Origin of the sequence: Bacillus cereus group sp. N31, assembly GCF_016483245.1 — a bacterium.
GTDB lineage: Bacteria > Bacillota > Bacilli > Bacillales > Bacillaceae_G > Bacillus_A > Bacillus_A toyonensis.
Window position 1 is genome coordinate 1 of sequence record NZ_JAEHCH010000048.1, and the last position, 18,770, is coordinate 18,770.

An 18,770-nucleotide genomic window follows, 5' to 3' on the forward strand; every position below is an offset into this window, starting at 1 on the left:
CTCTTTCTTCATGGCAGGAAGTTTGGCAGAGCATGTACCATATGTCAAACCTTTTCCTGTTTCTTTGTATGCATTATTCCATAGAGATAGGAAATGATTGAATACAAAACGAGAACAGCCAATCGTTTTATTGATTAGAGTCGTTTGTGCTTTAATTGGATAGATACGAAATTTATATGCTTTATTGATCATCATTCATTTCACCTCCATTTCGATATGTATCTATTATATAACAAACATACATTCGATAGGTAGTGAAGTAACAATTTATGTATGTCGAACAATTAAGATGGCTCCCTGCCATCCCTTGTCCGAAGCCAATTCATCTCCCACCTACTCACTTAGCGTTCCTTGAGGAAGGAGTCTTCTTGGCTAAAATGATAAAAATTCAGAAGAAAAGTAAGCCCGCTCCTTATCTATTTTTGTATAAGGAGTAGACTTACTTTGGTTACTGATAATAATAAGGTAGGTTAATATTACATGTATATGAGATTTATCATTATCATCATGAATTTTTATTGATGGTATTTATATATATATTTACTCATAAGAATAGAACTAGCTTAGTATTTAGTGGGGGATTAAGAATGAATAGGGATGAAACCTCATTACACCCTGATACGGGTGTTACGTCTGTAAAGTTTGTTGAACGATCATTAAATGAAATTCGTTTTTGGTCTAGAATCATGAAGGAGCATTCTAAGAAAAAACACTTATAAATAAAATTCAAATAATTGGTATATACTTCTTGAAACCCTTACTTATGGTTCCATTGTATCCATTTTTAGTGAAGAATTTATGTGCTTTTATTCTAGTTGCACTACTTAATAAGATAATTCTTGTGGATCCCCTTGCAATTGATATCTCTTCTACATGTTTCAATAACTTTTCCCCTATCCCATTACCTCGAAAATCTTCATTTACAATCACATACTCTAAAACAGTATACGGTCTAAATTGATATCCAGGATCAAGGCAAAACGTCATAAATATACTTCCTTTGACGTTACCACTTTCCTCATAGACAAATAAAAAATTATTAGAATCATTCCTTATCTGCTCAATTCTTTCTGGTAAAACCTTGATATTTTTGCTATGTGGTGCTAATTTTTTATATAGATTTTCAATTACATTGCTGTCCTTTGGTTCAGCTTCACGAATCATATAACTACCTACCTTTTGTATTTAATATATCCATGGTAAAGACTGAGATCGATTATTGCTATAACTCTATATAGGCCTTTTCCCTACCCGGAATCTTAAATTTTTTTACATCATATTCTTTAATTATATATACCTTCATCTCTTCAAAATCTTTATCCAAAGCAAGAACTGGATTTTTCAAGAAATATATTACTTCTTCTCCGTCATAAATTCGGGTTTTTATTGTTTCTTTGTCGGAGTGAAACAATAAATAGACTCCTTTGTAAAAATATTCGTAGTATCCCTCTTCGTCCTGCTCACTCTTATATTCAAAAGGAATACATTCAATATGATATATATTCCCATTTACATTTATCGATTTCATACAACATTACCCCACTTCCAATAATATCTATAAAAATTAGCATCCATATTTAGCAAAGTAATGTTTGAAATTATGACATTTTCCAATTTTCTATGAATTTTATTTACTAATAAATTCATAGAAAATTATTTATTCATTTTCAAATTTCACTTATTAATTTCACGATAAAACGCTGAACGACTCACTTGGTAATATTGCAAATTTGATTTATTGTACGTTTACCTTTTTTATATAAATGAATAGCATGTTCCATCCCTTCATGTTTCTTTCCACACTTACGAGGACTACCCAGCTGTCCCCCTTTTTTAACAATATCTAATCCGACTCTTTGCTTTTCTTTCAATAACTCTCGTTCCCATTCATAATCCAAACTAAATATATGAACATTTCGCTTTTCTAAGTTTTCAACGAGTTCTAAGATGCGTTTTAAACTTCTAGCTAATCGATTCATCCGAGCTTCAACAACTATGTGGCGGGACCCCTATAAGAAATCACAATGTGCGATCCAATCATTTGTTTTACTATTTTTGGCAAAATAAATTCCGCCGCCATGAATAATCTTTAAATGTGCTTTTGGATCTTCTGTTATTTGAAAAACAAATTCATAATCCGCGGGCCATTGGATGCCTGATTGGGCAAAACAAGCATAGCCACCTAATTTATGTATGTAATGATTTTCTTCAAAAATATCTTCGTAGTAGTCAATATCAATTGTGTTTTCAAGTTCTAAAATTCTATCTTGCATGTTGTTTGGAAAATCTTCCGTATCCCATTGTGGAAACTCATCAGTTACTAATCTAGGTATTAAGGGAAAAGGTTTTAGATTTGGAAACGTAAGTGACATCTCATTTGGTACTAGTTCCTCTAAAGAATCATATTCTCTAATACAAAAACTCCCTGATAAGTTGGACAAGTCTTTAGCAAAGTTTGGAGAAAGAAATACCGCGATGGCTTTCATATCTTTTACTGCTTCTGGAACAAAAGGTATTTGAGTTAAATTAATCATCATGGTTGCATACATTTTGTCTTGATAGCGGTCGATTGGGTAAGTTTCATTTGGTAATGAATAGGGGATCTTTCCAATCCAACTTTCATTTATAGATAAATCGGGTCTTTTTCCGCCTGCTTGAAAGATGGTTGCTCTTTTTCTTAGGATATTCTTTATTTGATCTATTTCCAAAGTATTTTTCCTCCTAAATGTACATTTTATTTTCTCTTTATTTTGATGAATAATTATATTGTATCAATAATGTATGTTTTTTGTTATAACGATTCTTTTGAAAGGTGTTGTTAAGCAACAATTTCACTTATCTTTCTGTGGTTTTACTGTCGATTTAAAACAAATAGGAAAGGATAACGTATTTTAATCATTTTGAGGACCACATAATGAGTATAGGGTATCAGAAAAAACTTGTTAAGATTAGTAAGTCCATACTATTTCATTTCATACAAAAGGAATTTGCTCATTATTAACGAAAGTGTATGTTAACTTGATGAATTCATTCATATACCGTATTACAAAAAAACATGAGAACAATCTTATCCTACGATACATAATTATGATCCATTTTAAAAATTAGTAACATTAAGGAGCAACATTATATGGGGAAAAAAGTACTGTTTTTTGGGGATTTCGGAATTGACGATACGATAGCTATCATATACGCGCATTTGACAGATAAAATTGATGTTATAGGAATTGTTGCAGACTACGGGAACGTACCTAAAGCTGAAGTTGTTAGAAATGTTCGCTTTTTACTTAAAAGTGTAGGAAAAGAATATATAAAAGTTTTTGGTGGGGCGGAGCATTCCATGTCTTCAGAAGCTGAAACTTTTTATCCAGAAGTTCACGGTAAATTTGGGATAGGGCCCATTTACCCAGGACTAGAGGTTCAGACATTTGAGAATTTTTTTGAGGTTCTCACACTTATTGAGCAGCATAAAAATGAACTTATTATCGTGAATACCGGAAGGCTTACTTCACTTGCAACTTTATTTCTCCTTTATGGAGAGGTGATGGAATATGTACATTCTTATTATATTATGGGAGGAGCTTTTCTATATCCAGGAAATGTTACTCCCATTGCTGAAGCTAACTTTTATGGCGATCCTGGATCGGCCAATATTGTAATGAGATACGCAAAGAATCTATCAATTTATCCTTTGAATGTTACACAATCGGCTATTGTAACACCAGAAATGGTCAATTATATCCACTCTAAAGGAAAAACTAAATTTTTAAAGCCTCTTTTAGACTATTACTATTATCAATTTTATCAAAAAAAAGTTCCTGGAATACAAGGTAGCCCGGTTCATGATGCACTTACTTTAATTGCGATTAATCGTGATGATATTTTTACGTACCATCAATCAGCAGTGACAGTTAATGTACTTGATACTGTAAGAGGACAAAGTATAGGAGATTTTAGATCTACCTTTGAACCAGAAACATTCGGTAATCGTCCAAAACATAGGATTGCAGTACAGATGAATTATGAACAGTTTTTTAAGGAGTTTATGACTGTAATGACTGGCGACCTATTTTAGTTAAAAATATTATATATACGGAGATGTTTTGCTATCAAGCTAAGATTTTAAAGTACCCTCTAAATGGAAATTTTATGTTTTTATAGACCTGAAATTTATTTTAATCGTTTTGGGGGTGACTTATTCTCTTAGGTTGATGGTAATGGGGTATCGTCACGTAACTCCAAAATATTCATTAAAAGTTGATTTTGAAGTTGTTTTACGCTTATATTCAAATGATATAATATATATACAATAAAATGATGAAACATTTTGTACTTCATGGTATTGTATTTCTTTATCAATCTTCGCTTGATGCCTTTTTTCAGAACAAAAATGGTTATAAGCTACATAAGTAGAAGATTTAATCAAACATCCAGGGATGTTTTCAAATACTTTCCAAGCGCTACGATATAATTGTAAAAATACTTCTTATGCTAACTCTTCAGCGGTAGATTGATCTATAACAATCCATATGATTTGTTTCACAGCATAAGCAAAGTACTGCTTAAATAAATCTTCAAAGGTCATAGCAGACGCATGACTTTCTTCATTTTCTATGGTTAACATGTTAGTTTAAACCTTACTCTCTATTTGATACCTGTATCATAGAGAAACCAGAAAAACGGATTTTGTGATAGTTTTTCTGGTTATTTTTTATTATGAACTAAAAAAGCATTCATCTGATTAAAAGATAAATGCAAAAAGAGAAATAAAAACATAAAAAATACAACTCTGATTCTAAGGTTATTTCCGTTTGTTTGATTGGATTTGGAGGAAGTGTAAGGCAAATACCGTTAAAACAATATAAAACAACGTGGGATAAACCAAATCCCAATACTGTATTCTACGCTCTATTTTTTTACTTTTCTAAAACAATTTCTGCTATTTCATTCGCATATTTTTTAGAGTCATATTCATCATAGTTACCTAGTACCACAACAGACAAAGATACTTCTGGAAACCGCATGAAGTGTGAACGATAACCTGCCCAGCTTCCTGAATGTTCTAAGTATTTACAGTTAAAACCTTCCGCAAGCCTTAGCCCAAAAGCATAATCTTCATTGTCAATAATCGTCTCTCCAGTTGGAGAAATTTTTGGACCTATTTCGCTCATCCTTTTAACAAGGTCATTTCCACCAACGGTACCTGTAGTTAAATTCTCTCCCCATTTTACCAGGTCTTCAACTGTTGCATGAACTGCCCCATCCCCTGTATGTTCCCAAGGGCTTTCATAGATTTTATATGTTCCTTGCTCATTCTTCGAATATCCACTAGTAATTGATATAGTAGCTGGGTAGTAATCTACAATTGTTGTGTCTCTCATATTCAAAGGGTCAAAAATACGCTCCTTTGTAAACTGACGTAGAGATTTGCCACTTACCTTCTCTACCACTTGTGATAATAAAAAATATCCTGTATTGCTATACTCAAATTTTGTTCCAACCGGGAACTTTGCAATTTGATGATTTCTAAGGTGTTCTAGCGATTCTTCCACTGTTAATGTATCCGTATATTTAATATTTGCTGCTTCAGCCAATTCCATATAATCAACTAGCCCACCCGTATGATGAATTAGATGTCTCAATGTTACAGGCTCAGCATATGCTCCTATAAAAGGGACAAACTTTACAATTGAATCATCTAAATTCAATTTCCCCTCTTGTTCTAAGAGTAATATAGAAAACGCTGTAAATTGTTTAGAAACTGAGGCAATATTAAAAACGTTTTTGGTAGTTATGGGTAGATTTTTCTCTATAGAAGCTAAGCCAACTGCACCTTTATAAGTTACTCCGCTATCGAAACTAGCGATATATGAAAAGCCAGGAGCTTTTGGTGAAAATTTGTTAAATAATTTTTTAATCGATGTATGTGTCTTTTCATTATATATATTATTCATCTCAATCACTTACCCTTCACTTAAAATGATCAGAAATTTATTGAACTATTATCTTTCTCATATCGAATTCAGTTGGACCACTTTTGTATTTCTACCCACTAGCATAAAAAATACTACATATAAAAAAATAGCAGTATGAATGTAAGTGTTTAAAGTCATAGTATGAGTCGTATCGTCTATTATAAAAAAGCAAACTTAATTAAGTTTGCTTTTTTAAATATTCTTCTAAATCTAATTAGTTTTCATAAAATATCTTCTGCTTCCTGTGGAAGGGATATGTTTTTATTTCTTCTGTATCTAAATTTTCATGAAATAAATGAATAGCTATAATTTGTCTACAATCATAGGTATGGTAATAATATGTACCGGATTCCATACACATTGCACTTGTATAGATGGTATTGTCTAATGTACCTTCGTCCGTTATCACTCCACCTTTTGGAACCTCGCAAGTTGATAAGATATGAAATATGGCCGATACCCCCTCTTCTTCGTTATCTATACCTTGAATATTTTGTTTCCCAAATGCTGCCCGCACAAATCTTGATGGTGGGGTGAAATCCCCAGGTAGTCCCATCGAACCCGATCCTTGTCCAAAAGCACTTAACGGCAAATCACTCCATTGTGTTGGTGCATATGGATGCGATTTAAGACCAATAAATTGTCTTAAATTTTGTAAATGCCAGTTAAACTCAGGACTATTGGTCATTACCCCAAGAGGATTATCATATATTTTTAGTCCTTCAGTTGTCGGCTCTAGCACAATACAATCTCCCCATTTATCCGCTAAAATCCAATGTAGCGGTGGAGTAACCCCTAAAACAGGTAATGGTACATCCAAAAAGGAAATACTATCTACAGATTTCTTTAACTCTTCGACAGAATTGGATTGTGTGAGACTCCATGCCACAAAATCCAATGGAGCCAGATTTGTTTTATTGTCATCTATACTGTTACTATAAGTAGCGAATCCTGGAAAATAGAGTGTTGCACATGTCATACCTGATTCATTTACTCCGTCCGCCAGTATTATCCTTCCTTGATGGTTAATCCCCATCCCGACAACAGCTTGTTTCGCCTCGATGGTTTCACCAGTTATATTGTTCCATTGATAACTTCGAGGAACTATTATTACTTCTTGATTGAAATCTAATGTAAAATCCATCGTTCTTGCAAAAAGATGCTGACCGCTTTTTGTCTGTAATGTCAAACTAGTACACATAAAGAACACCCCTTTATTTAGTTTATTTGAACAAAAACATATTTAATTTCCATCCTTAGGTTGATAAGCATGTATCGTGACCTATATTAAAAAATATGGTTTCTAATTTTATTTCAATCTTCCTTGCACCCAAGCAGTAATATCATCTATAACATACTCAGGGAAATTAGCAGGACTATACTATTCATCCGGTTTACTTAATTCCCCATCTCCTTCTGTAAAGAAGTGATTTAACTTTGGATATAGTCGATAATCAACGTGACCTCGTTCTTTTAATTGTTCTTTCCAAAGAGGAATTTCGATTTTTGATTGAACTTGATAATCTCTTTCTCCCTTCAAAATTTGAATTTTTTAATACAATATGCCAAATACTATAAGGAAAATAAAAATTATCAAAGAGATCACTAATCTCCTTTACGATTCCCCCTAACAAATTAAAAAACTATTATAAACAAACTTCAATAAAAGATGCCTTCTCCCTCTTTTTTTATGACTGGATTTTTTGAGTGGTTGGATGTTATCTAAAACAGAATTATTTATTGTATATGCTTCTTGCTGATTAACATAAACTCCTAGTGAATAGAAATTTATGCTTTCTGGGAATTTTCAGAAGGGTGGTATAAATATAAGAAGTCATAATTGTAATTACGAGTCTATCATTCAAACATGTTGTTACTGTACTGTTTTCGATTTCACTAGTCGAGTTGCAACAAATTTCACAAAAAACAAACCACTTAGACAAGTGTCCAAGTGGTTTGGTAGTACGAGTAAAAGTATATAAATATGTATTATTCCTCTTCTAAATCAGCAAGTTGTTTCATTCGTAACTTATAAACATACAATATTGGAATGAGTCCGCAAATAAATAAGATAATGCCTAACAGTAGCCCATCTCTTGTACTAGATTCTGGGCTGATCGATGTAAGGTAAGATGTGCCAAGTACAATCACTACCAATACGAGTAAACTTGTAAGGAGTGATTTTTTAGGATTCTTTTTCGTATGTTCTTGCTGCACATTGATGCTCATGGATAAATAACCTGACACGACCGAAGTGATAATAAATAGCATCCATAGCGGATTATCACGCATATGTTCAAAACCGCCATGTATCAAATCATATCCAAGAATGCAGAGTATACCCATAGTTTGTACAAAGAATAGAATACGGATATTTTGTAGATTCCTTAGTACAAGTCTTTCATCTGTAATTTTCTTCATTCATAATCCTCCTGTTCTATCCAAAAGATTTCGTCTAATGTTGCATCTGTCGCATAACAAATTTGTAAACATAACTTTAATGAAGGACTGTACTTCACTTTTTCAATAAGGCTAACAGTTTGTCTGGTAATCCCAACTGCCTCAGCTAATTGCTGCTGGGTCATATCTGCTTTTACTCGAGCAAGCTTCACGTGATTTTTCATATGCAACCTCCTATATAAATGTAACTTATATATTACTTAACGTAAAGTATATATTACTTTAATCTCGTACCGATTTGTACTTTGTACATATATTTCTCTAGTAGAAAAGAAAAACAAGTGTCCACAAAGAGACACTTGTTCCTTTTTAAGTAATGAAGAATCCGCTCCTTCTTCGTTTGTTTTTCGTGTAAACTTACTCGCTTGTATTTCTATTAAAAATACAGGCATTATGCAATGTAAATTTACATTTGGGAAGGCAAGAACTGCTACGTGTGAAATAACTTTATTTTTATCAGTTGAGATATACTCCTCATAGCCATGTCTTGTTACAGTCTCTTTTCCATCTATTCCTTTATAACGAAAATTTAGATAGACGTGTATATCAGATGAAAGATATTGATTGGAATTATGTATCATCAAACCCGCAAGCGAAAGGTTTATCAAATTTAGAACTAGCAAAAAAAGAGAGGAATCCTTTTTACAAGGATGATACACAAATTCAACTGCACCATACGACTCAGCGAGAACCAGGAAGCATGGTTGAATTACCGGCTAGTAAACATCGAAAATACTCAAAGCAGCTTGATGGTACAATTGAGGATGGAGATAGTTTTAGAAATGATCCAGTTTTAACAGCTCAGTATGAGAGATTTCGTGAGTATTACTGGAAACAAAGAGCACAAGATTATCAAAAATAAAATAAAAGAAGGAGTAATATAAATGAAGGAATGGATTGCTAACATTTTTTCCGAACGGGAGGAAAAAGGAGATTTTTTTGGAGGAGTTGAAGATGAATTTATTAACCAACTTGAAAAAAGATTAGATTGTAAATTTCCAGATAGCTATCGCTGGTTTTTAAAGCATTACGGTGGCGGAGGTATACTCGGAATAGATTTAACATGTGCAGGTTACATAGATAATTCACCAATACTTTCAGAAACTGGAGTGCATCGTAAAATAGGACTTCCTAACAGTTATGTTGTGATATGGGATGTAGGTGAATACGTATATTGCCTAGATACAACAAGTCTTGTAAATAGTGAATGCCCAGTGGTAACGTGGGATTTTGTAAGTAAGAAGACAGTACTTGAAGCTAAAGATTTCTATGAGTTCTTATCTAGGAAATTGAAAAGTGCAATTGAAGATTATGAGGATTAATAGGTCATAGCTATTAAAAAAATTATCATAGCATTAAAGATATTGAATATCAAAGTATAAAGTACATTTTTAAAATGAAATAAAATACAAATTACCAAAAAGAGATTGGAGTAGAAAATTTTTTCTACTCCTTTTATATTTTAATAAGATTCAAGGCTTTTCTTCATTACCCAACTTACTTAGAGTGGATTCCCTTAAAGATTATTGACCAAATTAATATGAGCGGATTTAAATTATCTGGATATGTTTTCTACCTACAACACTGTATAATTCTTACCCATCTAGAAAATCGAATTTTTCTTTATGAAATTTTGCCTAGCGTACGAAATTCGTGTTTTTGGTACTACCCCATCGCTATCAATCTAAGAAAATACAACTCTCCCAGAACGAGATTTTGTCCTAACTTGTAATAAAAAAGCTCTTTTTTCGTTTTAGGGTGGATTTGTTTTCTTAAGTTGATGGGCATGTGTCGTACCCTATAAAGGGAAACAGAATTAATTGTCAAATATTTAACTATAAAATACTAAATTTAGGAGGAGCTTATGAAAAGGAACTTATTGAAAAAAGTATTTTCCGCGTTATTATTGACCACAGTTTTAACATTCTCATTTTCTACTGCTGCATTTGGAGAATCCGGAACTACCCAATCACTTAAAATGAACAATGTTCTTGAAAGGGTTGTGACGGTTGAAACAAAGGGTGAATTTGATCGTGAAGAGACCCATAATATGGTTGATCGTCTCTGGAGCATCCCAACTAATATATTGATCACCATGCATAAACAGGGAGTTCAGGTTAAACTGATTAATTTCCCTCTTACTGATTTGCCGGAGTATGAATATTTAAGTGGAACCGTTCCTAGGGGATGGGAACATACTCCATATACGTGGGATGATGTGCCAGGTGCAGGTGGACAGACGGTTGTTGCTCGAATCGGTTACAGCTATAAAAAGATGCATAGTTCTGTAAGCCTTGAGCTGCATGAAACAGCCCATTCCATTGATCGTTATGTATTTGACAATATTAGTTATTCAAATAAGTTTACTGAAATTCACGCTTTGGAGCATGATGATTTTAATGACAATCCATATTTCGATTACAAGGAAGAATATTTCGCCGAAGCCTTTTCCTATTTTTATGCTGGTCCAGACACGAAGGCTGAGTTAGAAGAAAAAGCTCCATTAACTTATAAATTTATTAATGAGTTGCAGCGGAATATCCCACCGGAAAAGCATTCAAATAAGTAGAATTATAGAATTTTTCCATAATCATAGGATTCCCAAGTTATAGAAACGGAATTCAAAAAGGGGTACGGCAAGAATCCCTTCTTTTTTGAGCTACTTAAAGAAAAGCCTTTTTATCCATTTAACGCTTGCTAGGTGTCAATATTGGTACGAAAAAAGCTGTGATCACTGATTTTCACTTGATAAAATAATTTATTTATGCAATTATTTATTATAATTTTAAGGTATATAATAGGATTCTCCTGGCCAGGGGAATCCTATTTTTTTGTTCTAAAAGGGGACACGCTCCATCGCTATCAAGCTAAGAAATACAAATACCCCCAAAATGTAAAAAATGGGCTCAATTCTTATGGACACCTATGAAAAGATGAAATTTTTCACTTTGGGGGCACTTCAAAATGTTAGCTTGATGAGCATGTGGTGCTCCCCCACATCCATCAACTTAAGGTATATTTTCAAACAAAATGCGGTCTTTCCATATAGTTTTTTTATTATCTTTTGTAGATTTTATAAAAGCGGGCATATCAAATAAACCCTGACGGGTTTCAATTTTTTACTATGCTACCTGATGAGTAGAGGTGGTATACTCATAGATAACACCCAAAATATCAAAGACTGTCTTTTTCTCGTATCGATGAGATTTTCGTCCGTTGTGCTGTAGGAGGTTAAACAGACGAAGGAGAACCTTTGATAATTCTTGGGTGTTTTTGTGTAATGCTTGGTAAAAAAGTAAAAAATAATCCTTAATTATGTACATCGCTTTATATTCACTTAGCTCTTTCTGTTTCTTACGTAACAGGAGTTCTCGCATTTTAAACATAGTAGAAGAACATAATAGAATACTAATGAGTTGCCCATAAAGGTGACATTCTAATCGTTCTTGTTTAATAGATTTACAACGATGAATTTGAAACCAAGATTTCCATATTTTAAATAACAGCTCAATTTGCCAACGTAATGAATATAAATCATAGATTTTCTCTTTTGGTACCCATTCCGTAGGAATATTTGTCATATATACCGTAATACCTTGTAAAAGCTTTGTACGCTCTGTATATGTAATTCCTTTTTTCTTTTCGCGAATAGCTCGGTCACGTAGGCGTTTCTGCTTTTGCTCCTCGGTACACCTATAAACTACAATACGAGTAGGCAATTTGTCTTTACTCCCTACATATACATCGTGTAATTCATACACTTGGCCAGGTTGTAGTTGTTTCATAATGTCTTCCAAATGAATTTGTATATATACCGGTTTCAATTGAGAAGGTTTTGTTTTAAATACCACTGTTTCGAACTCTTTTCTATATATTTTAGTTGGTAACTTAAGACGAGATAAATAATATCCCTGCTTGTCTTGAATAGACTTAAAGTCTTGTAGACGAAAATATCCTAAGTCACGAATATACAGCTCATTCTTTTGTATCATGCCTGTTCGAGTCGCACCATACGCCTGATCACTTCGTTTTCCTGGTTCAATTTTCACATCAGAAAATTCTCCACTCAACAAGTCATACTCTAGTTGAATTTTCACACCAGCTTTATGACTACATCCTCCGGCACCAGGATAAGTAGATGCGAATCGATCTGGAACTTGAAAGGTTGTAGAATCAAGGATGCGAATGCGCTCAAAGTAGGAAGAAAGAGAATGAGAAATCTTAGATACGCCTCCAATTTTAGCTTGTAGAAGTGTAGTAAATACAGTTCGAAAGAAGGCTACAGAAGCCGAGTTAAATCGCCGATTAAGTCCTTCCGGACTTAATAAAACTCCTGTTGAAGTTTCTAATTGACTACATAGTTGAGTAAGAGAGGTAGTAGCGACTTGTTGATTTAGCCATACACACAAAGATAAGAAATGGTGCCCGTGGCACTTACGTTTTCGTTTCATCCCGCCTGCTTCTATGGCTAATTGATTAAGTGTAGCGGGAGACATATATCGATATAACTCTTCAGCGAATAAAGATAATTCTTGTTTTTGATTCATATTCATAAAAAACATGTCACCCTTTCTCATTAACATAAGAAAATAGTAACGTGCTTTTAACTTCAAAAATAGTCTAAATCCTTAAGTTGATGGATGTGTGGTGCTCCCCCTAAAATGATAAATAATTAAAGTTAATTTCACCATTGTTAATATTTTTGTTATGATCAATGTATAATAAAATTATAACTCATGTAATAGATTAAGCGGTATACTTAACCAACGACCGCTTAGGTAATGAGTTATACCCCTTGGAAAAGGTACCTTGCAGCAGGGGTACCTTTTCTTTTGTTTTTATTTATAAAATATTTTAAATAGAAGCTATGTAGTTAAAAAGTATACTAATTAAATTGTAATTGAAGTGAAGTAAATATCCCATATGGATATTTTTAAATACTAGAAAGAAAATCATTTGAGCGATAGCTGGTATACCGATGATAATTAAACATTGAATCCGTTTATAATTATATATAGAAAGACGGGGTAGTCCAAATGAGCTTTCAGACAATATTAAAGAGGTTGTAATTGAAGTAATGGGACTTATTATGAAGGTTCGTGTAATCTTGTGCCAAAAGAATAATAGCGATACAAAACAAGATTAGTATTAGGAGCTGCAGATACGTTTTAGTTTGCAATAATATGTATTGGCAGCTCCTATCACGTTTAAAGATCGTTTACACTCTTTAAAAAATGCGTTCATAACACGCCTCCTTTTGTATAATAGTAAATACTTTTAATTAATACTCTAACATGCTATTCTTCCCTATTTTTATTACATGTAAACTCATAGCTGTCCGCTCTATAAAATTTCATGCACCGTAATTATTAATTATATATAAAATATAGTTAACACGCGGATTTCTATTCCAAAAGAAAAAAGCACCCATCAGGATGCTCCATTTCTAATGATTTAAACACAATTTGCTTAGGGTCGCGATATCAATCAAAGCTGGTAAAAATTCTGTGTATCGATTTTTTCTTTGCCCTTACAAATAAACCACCATATCAAAGCTACAAGTAGTATAAGGAGAAGTAGTTTTAAGCATCAGGTAATACAAATTCCATTTGCTTACTCTGTGTTTTAAACCCAAGTTTTTCGTAGAATCGTATAGCCTTCTTGTTAAATTCTAAAACATTTAATTCTACGCTTGTTGCTTGTATTTCTTTAGCATACTCAAATGCTTTTTGTACTAATATTTTTCCGATTCCAGTTCCTTGACATATTTCGCTTACACCAATATTGCGGATAAAGAGTACTTTTCGCTCAACTAACTTTGGATTTTCGGATGGTTCTTTAATATCTAAGATTATGTAAGCAAGAATCTCTTTATTATTGTCCTCTACTACAAATATCTCTATGGTTGTATCAATAAGCCATTCTTCGTATGCATTGTGATCCAAAGAAGCTGAAGTATCAGAATAAATATCTGGTCTTCCCTCTATATGTAACTGTTGAACTTGCTTGTTTATATTTGATATATCCCAAAAATCTTCTGAAGTAGCTATTCTTACAGTAAAAGGCAAAATTTCATTAGACATAAGTACGTCCCTCCTAATGTTTTACTTAAAATATACTTTTTTCAGTGGGTTTAACATAACGCATCATTATCGATAGCAAGGATAAGGAAGTCCCCTACTCTCACAAGGGAACCTCCTTGTTCTCACCAAAAATTCCACCATGGCTTCTTCTCTTTCACAGCAGCAACCTCATCCGGAAATTCCTGCAAAGAAAAAAGCCCCATTTAGAGCCTCTTATTCTATATTAAGATTCTTAGTCACATCATAAATATTTCCTGTTGTTTAATTAAATAAGAATTCGCTTATCCATTCAGGGTCTTTTCTATCCTCTTTATTATAATTAATAAGACACTCTTTCATTATTTTTGTATCTCTCGGTAACCTTTTTTCTAACTTTGACCATCCTTCAAAAATCATTTTGTTGGGCAAAGGAAACACAAATCCTGTAATACAATCCCAAAAGGCATCCCAATTTTCCCCGTAAAAATCAGGAAACTCGAGCTTCTCTTTAAGAAGTAAATGTAATTCTTTTGCATTATAAATGTTGCTTACATCTATGACCATAATTGATTTATGTTCATTACTCATTTTATACACCCCATTAACATATTAGGCTTATATTTTATCATTATTTTACAAGATATCACTTATTCCTAGTCGTTTGTATACTTCACTAGCAGAATAAACAATCTCGTCCGTCATAGCGTCACAACACCTCCTAGTGACAGTATTCCATGATGTTTAGAAAATTCCTGCATATAAAAAAAGCCCCGATCAGGGCTTTTTGCAAGACGACTGTCATGTAATTGTTAATTGAAGAAGGATGTAATTAGATTGATGCGTCTTTTTTGGATGTCTCTTTTGTGAAATCATACAAAGCGATTGCACCTAAAAGAACAAGTATACCTTGAGGAACATCTATTAAAATAGTTTCCCAAATTTCTGGAATTACCCATTTAATATCTGCTGCCGATTCAAGATAAGCTTGAAAATAACCGATTGTAAAACTAATTATACTTAAAAATACAAATAACGTTAAGCCAATTCGAATTAATTTCTTATTTGTAAACATATAACACCTCGCAAAATTCATTGAATATTCCTGCTCATTATATACAAAAATTCCTATATTTAATTTTAACATACAAAAAATCCAAATAAAAACAATATGTATATTTGCATACTGTATTAACAGTATTCCATGATGGTTAAGGAATTCCTATAAAGAAAATAGCCCTGATATATATAGGGCTTGGTTTTTAGCACGTTATAATTAAGGCCATATAAGTATAATAAAAGCAATTAGTAATATCCCGCACCTCATCGTCGGTTGACCCATTTGAGATCCGTGCTTATTAGAAATTGAACCTGCAATTATAGGAAATACACCAGCTAATATAAGAAATAACGTGGTGAAAATTATCAAATTCATCTACCTCAACTTTTGATACACCCATTATAATTTATTTAATTCATATAAAGTTTATTAAAGCTTTTATATCGCTTTTGCGATTTCAACAAGAAGTTTCATAACCAACGGAATCATTTAAACAACTATATAGCCAATCCCCACACGACTTATCAACGAGAATCCCCGTTCCTGGCTACCTACCATAATAAACAGCCCACCGAATAACGCTACAACGGATGCAATCGGATAAATTTATATTTCATTTTTAATTCATTTAAATTGCAATTAAAAAGTAGTCGTGCTAACGTATTGATTATTAAATATAATATATAAAAATAATATAATTATGCGGAATGGAGACGTTTATTTATGCCTAAACGTGGCGATGAATTATGCTGTAATAAGTGTGGTCGATTTTGTGTTTTCGATATAGATGATGATGAATTCACATCAAATCTATTCCATAATATGAGCGTTTACTTTGGTTACACTAGTCCATTTGACAATGAAAAGATAGAATTTACACTTTGTGAATTATGTCTATTCGAATTTTTGAGGGGATGTTAACATAAACCATCCTCCGAATATTATAAAAATATTGTTGAGGGTTATGACGCTGCCCGTTCAACTAAACATCCTTATTATGAAGACCTTTTTATAGAAACATATAAAAATTTAGAAGACGTAAAGAAAAAGTAAATCAATTTTGAATAGCCTGCCTCTCTAAGGTCTGACTTAAAAATATTCTAATTATGTTGAGAAGAAAAAGCACCCACCTGGCTGCTTTTTTTATTATATATATCTACTATATACTACTTCATCTTGATGGCTATGCGGGTTATTTCAAAGTGACCTTTTTTATCTTTCAGGTAGATTTAATTAATAAAAATAGTTCTATCTTAAGTACTGAAATTGGCTATTAAAGAGTATCGTTGCTAATGTTATTTAGATCTTCCTTGCACCCAAGCAGCGATATCATTTATAACATACTCAAAAATAATTGCAGGGCTATAATACTCATCTGATTTACTTAATTCCCCATTTCCTTCTGTGAAGAAGTGATTTAACCTTGGATATAGTCGATAATCAATGTTATCTTATTTTTTTGTCTCATTGACCCATGTAATAATATCCTGGATGACGTACTCGGGAACATTTGCAGGGATTTCGTACTCACTTGGAAGACTCAATTCCCCGTCACCCTCCGTGAAGAAATGATTCAATTTCGGATATTCTTTGAACTGAACATTCCCGCGGTTTGAAAGTCCTTCCTGCCATTTTGTATATTCATCTTTTACTGTTACTTGATAATCGCGTGCCCCTTGCAGAATCAGCAAAGGCTCTTTTCGTGATTTTGCCTCCTCAACTGGACGCCACCTAGTAACATCATACATAAAATGAGGAGACGGAAACGGAAAATTGTAGCCAGCTGGCGGATGGTCAGGATCGAAAGTAGGATCCAGGATAAAAGCGAACTGTCTTTTTAGTTCATCGATTACTTCCTTTGGCGCCCCAAGGTATTGACTCACATCAATGGCAGTGTCAGTCAAAGGGCGTGCAGGTGGTGCGAGTAAGATACTTCCTCGAACAAGTGAGGAAGGCGCTTTGCTCAGTATACGCGGCATTGTGCCAGCTCCTTGGCTATGTCCGAGAATGAAAATATTATTTGGATCAATGCCTTCCTGCTGCGCTGCTGACTTTGCTGCATATATGGCATCATCTGTAGTATCACGGTCTAACGTAACCGGTTCTGCACTCATCTTTAATGCATGTTCTAAGGTACGTTTTTCATAGCGTAACACTGCAATTCCGTTGGATGAAAGGCCTACCGCAAGGTCTCGTAAGATTTTTGTTCCCAAATAGGTAGCATCGCGATCATGGATGCCAGCACCATGAACAAGAACAACAACGGGTACCTTTTCACCAGGCTTATGTTTCGGAACTGTTAATGTGGCTGGTAATGGATAAGTAGAATTTCCAATGACGATTTCACGTTCTTGATAGGAAGCAGGTTGGTCATATCTAGGATGCGGAATGTAAGATTCCTGGGGCGGCCTTTCTCCAACTTCATCTACTTTCCCGCCAGGTGTGAATTTAATGAGTAGCGGTATGGTAGTTCCTTCAATAGCTCCTGGAATTTCCACCGTCTGATGGACCAAGTTTCGTTCTTTTATTACAGGTGTTCCCATGATTTTTATCCCACTTTGTGTCCACCAGTTTTGTAATGTGTTTGCTGTAAACTTGGATTGAAAAGCAGCAGACGTCAACTGAAGTGCCTCTGCATACTTACCTTGCTGGAGATATTCAAAAAATAATGATGTACGCTCCGTTAAAGAAATTTGTTTCTTTTCTGCAGATTGTTCCTCACGTATATCTGCGTGAATAGCTGTTGTAAGCGGGAAAGATGAAACGCCTAAAGAAAAGAGTAGGGTAAAGGAAAGTACTGATTTTTGTATTTTCTTTTTTTTATTCATGTTTTAACCTCCAATATGTGATGGTAAAAAACAGGTATGGTAATTAAGGTTTTTGTGCAAAAACTTCAAAATGTTTGCAAGTAATCTCCAAAACTTGAACATACTGATATTATTACTCTAAAAAGCCGTAGATTTCTCCTTTTTCCGCATGCATATTAACCCCAGAAATAATCTTTCTTCATTCACTTTATATTTTGATTATACAAAACAAAGCTCTCGTTTTTCTTACTTGATACTTACAAATTCCTTAAGTGTATAAAATTTTTGTTTTTGTGATATCTTAAAACCTTAACTTAGAGGATATGTGGTGCTACCCCACATCCATCAACTTAAGGATTTAGACTATTTTTGAAGTTAAAAGCACGTTACTATTTTCTTATGTTAATGA

Annotated in this window: 18 protein-coding genes and 5 pseudogenes; 5 read left to right on the forward strand and 18 right to left on the reverse strand. The window is 33.5% G+C overall.

Annotation, left to right across the window (positions count from 1 at the left end; genetic code table 11):
• Positions 1-195: helix-turn-helix domain-containing protein (locus tag JDS81_RS28980; protein WP_199688669.1), on the reverse strand; the 195-nt coding region annotated here is incomplete at its 3' end.
• 326 nt (positions 196-521) lie between these two features.
• Here JDS81_RS28980 and JDS81_RS30645 point away from each other — a divergent pair.
• Positions 522-701 (forward strand): annotated as a pseudogene (locus tag JDS81_RS30645) (DUF2935 domain-containing protein); the annotation flags it as partial.
• Positions 702-726: 25 nt separating this feature from the next.
• Here JDS81_RS30645 and JDS81_RS28985 read toward each other — a convergent pair.
• The 4 genes from JDS81_RS28985 to JDS81_RS29000 form a co-directional block, all read right to left on the reverse strand.
• Positions 727-1,164 (reverse strand): GNAT family N-acetyltransferase, encoded by a 438-nt coding sequence (locus JDS81_RS28985; RefSeq protein ID WP_000617457.1) that lies wholly within the window; start codon positions 1,162-1,164, stop codon positions 727-729.
• A gap of 58 nt (positions 1,165-1,222) precedes the next feature.
• Positions 1,223-1,528 (reverse strand): hypothetical protein, encoded by a 306-nt coding sequence (locus JDS81_RS28990; RefSeq protein WP_097954785.1) that lies wholly within the window; start codon positions 1,526-1,528, stop codon positions 1,223-1,225.
• Between the two features lie 181 nt (positions 1,529-1,709).
• Positions 1,710-1,979, reverse strand: a complete 270-nt coding sequence (locus tag JDS81_RS28995) for a recombinase family protein (protein WP_097954786.1) — start codon at positions 1,977-1,979, stop codon at positions 1,710-1,712.
• 30 nt (positions 1,980-2,009) lie between these two features.
• Positions 2,010-2,708 carry a DUF1963 domain-containing protein gene (locus tag JDS81_RS29000; RefSeq protein WP_097954787.1) on the reverse strand — a complete coding sequence of 233 codons (699 nt, stop codon included), beginning with the start codon at positions 2,706-2,708 and terminating at the stop codon, positions 2,010-2,012.
• A gap of 422 nt (positions 2,709-3,130) precedes the next feature.
• On the opposite strand from JDS81_RS29000, the gene JDS81_RS29005 reads away from it, so the two are divergent.
• Positions 3,131-4,075 carry a nucleoside hydrolase gene (locus JDS81_RS29005; protein ID WP_097954788.1) on the forward strand — a complete coding sequence of 315 codons (945 nt, stop codon included), beginning with the start codon at positions 3,131-3,133 and terminating at the stop codon, positions 4,073-4,075.
• Positions 4,076-4,311: 236 nt separating this feature from the next.
• Here JDS81_RS29005 and JDS81_RS29010 read toward each other — a convergent pair.
• From JDS81_RS29010 to JDS81_RS29035, 6 genes and pseudogenes are all read right to left on the reverse strand, one after another.
• Positions 4,312-4,624 (reverse strand): annotated as a pseudogene (locus JDS81_RS29010) (RNA polymerase sigma factor SigX); the annotation flags it as partial.
• 292 nt (positions 4,625-4,916) lie between these two features.
• Positions 4,917-5,954: a serine hydrolase domain-containing protein gene (locus tag JDS81_RS29015; protein ID WP_097954793.1), complete on the reverse strand. Its 1,038-nt coding sequence runs from the start codon at positions 5,952-5,954 to the stop codon at positions 4,917-4,919.
• A gap of 235 nt (positions 5,955-6,189) precedes the next feature.
• A complete protein-coding gene (locus JDS81_RS29020) occupies positions 6,190-7,176 on the reverse strand; it encodes a choloylglycine hydrolase family protein (protein ID WP_097954789.1) in 987 nt (328 codons plus the stop codon).
• A gap of 108 nt (positions 7,177-7,284) precedes the next feature.
• Positions 7,285-7,518 (reverse strand): annotated as a pseudogene (locus JDS81_RS29025) (alpha/beta hydrolase); the annotation flags it as partial.
• Positions 7,519-7,964: 446 nt separating this feature from the next.
• Positions 7,965-8,396 (reverse strand): hypothetical protein, encoded by a 432-nt coding sequence (locus JDS81_RS29030; RefSeq protein ID WP_000724354.1) that lies wholly within the window; start codon positions 8,394-8,396, stop codon positions 7,965-7,967.
• Positions 8,393-8,599 carry a helix-turn-helix transcriptional regulator gene (locus JDS81_RS29035; protein ID WP_097954790.1) on the reverse strand — a complete coding sequence of 69 codons (207 nt, stop codon included), beginning with the start codon at positions 8,597-8,599 and terminating at the stop codon, positions 8,393-8,395. The genes JDS81_RS29030 and JDS81_RS29035 overlap by 4 nt, the downstream gene beginning before the upstream one ends.
• Positions 8,600-8,985: 386 nt before the next feature.
• Between JDS81_RS29035 and JDS81_RS29040 the strand changes: the two genes are divergently transcribed.
• From JDS81_RS29040 to JDS81_RS29050, 3 genes are all read left to right on the forward strand, one after another.
• Positions 8,986-9,297, forward strand: a complete 312-nt coding sequence (locus JDS81_RS29040) for an HNH/ENDO VII family nuclease (RefSeq protein WP_242481420.1) — start codon at positions 8,986-8,988, stop codon at positions 9,295-9,297.
• A 22-nt stretch (positions 9,298-9,319) separates the two neighbouring features.
• Positions 9,320-9,757, forward strand: coding sequence for an SMI1/KNR4 family protein (locus JDS81_RS29045; RefSeq protein WP_097954791.1), 438 nt, complete (start codon positions 9,320-9,322; stop codon positions 9,755-9,757).
• A 542-nt stretch (positions 9,758-10,299) separates the two neighbouring features.
• A complete protein-coding gene (locus JDS81_RS29050) occupies positions 10,300-11,004 on the forward strand; it encodes an anthrax toxin lethal factor-related metalloendopeptidase (protein WP_097954792.1) in 705 nt (234 codons plus the stop codon).
• Positions 11,005-11,557: 553 nt separating this feature from the next.
• Here JDS81_RS29050 and JDS81_RS29055 read toward each other — a convergent pair.
• From JDS81_RS29055 to JDS81_RS29075, 7 genes and pseudogenes are all read right to left on the reverse strand, one after another.
• Positions 11,558-12,988: an IS4 family transposase gene (locus JDS81_RS29055; RefSeq protein WP_199688670.1), complete on the reverse strand. Its 1,431-nt coding sequence runs from the start codon at positions 12,986-12,988 to the stop codon at positions 11,558-11,560.
• 301 nt (positions 12,989-13,289) lie between these two features.
• A pseudogene (locus JDS81_RS30995) lies at positions 13,290-13,571 on the reverse strand (hypothetical protein); the annotation flags it as partial.
• A gap of 446 nt (positions 13,572-14,017) precedes the next feature.
• Positions 14,018-14,518 carry a GNAT family N-acetyltransferase gene (locus tag JDS81_RS29060; protein WP_097955273.1) on the reverse strand — a complete coding sequence of 167 codons (501 nt, stop codon included), beginning with the start codon at positions 14,516-14,518 and terminating at the stop codon, positions 14,018-14,020.
• Between the two features lie 261 nt (positions 14,519-14,779).
• Positions 14,780-15,085 (reverse strand): barstar family protein, encoded by a 306-nt coding sequence (locus JDS81_RS29065; RefSeq protein ID WP_097955274.1) that lies wholly within the window; start codon positions 15,083-15,085, stop codon positions 14,780-14,782.
• Between the two features lie 241 nt (positions 15,086-15,326).
• The gene (locus tag JDS81_RS29070) at positions 15,327-15,590 is read right to left on the reverse strand and encodes a DUF3937 family protein (RefSeq protein WP_097955276.1); all 264 of its coding nucleotides are present in this window, start codon (positions 15,588-15,590) and stop codon (positions 15,327-15,329) included.
• 1,259 nt (positions 15,591-16,849) lie between these two features.
• Positions 16,850-17,005: pseudogene (locus JDS81_RS31165) on the reverse strand (alpha/beta hydrolase); the annotation flags it as partial.
• A complete protein-coding gene (locus JDS81_RS29075; protein WP_097955275.1) occupies positions 17,006-18,382 on the reverse strand; it encodes an alpha/beta hydrolase in 1,377 nt (458 codons plus the stop codon).
• Between the last annotated feature and the right edge of the window lie 388 nt (positions 18,383-18,770).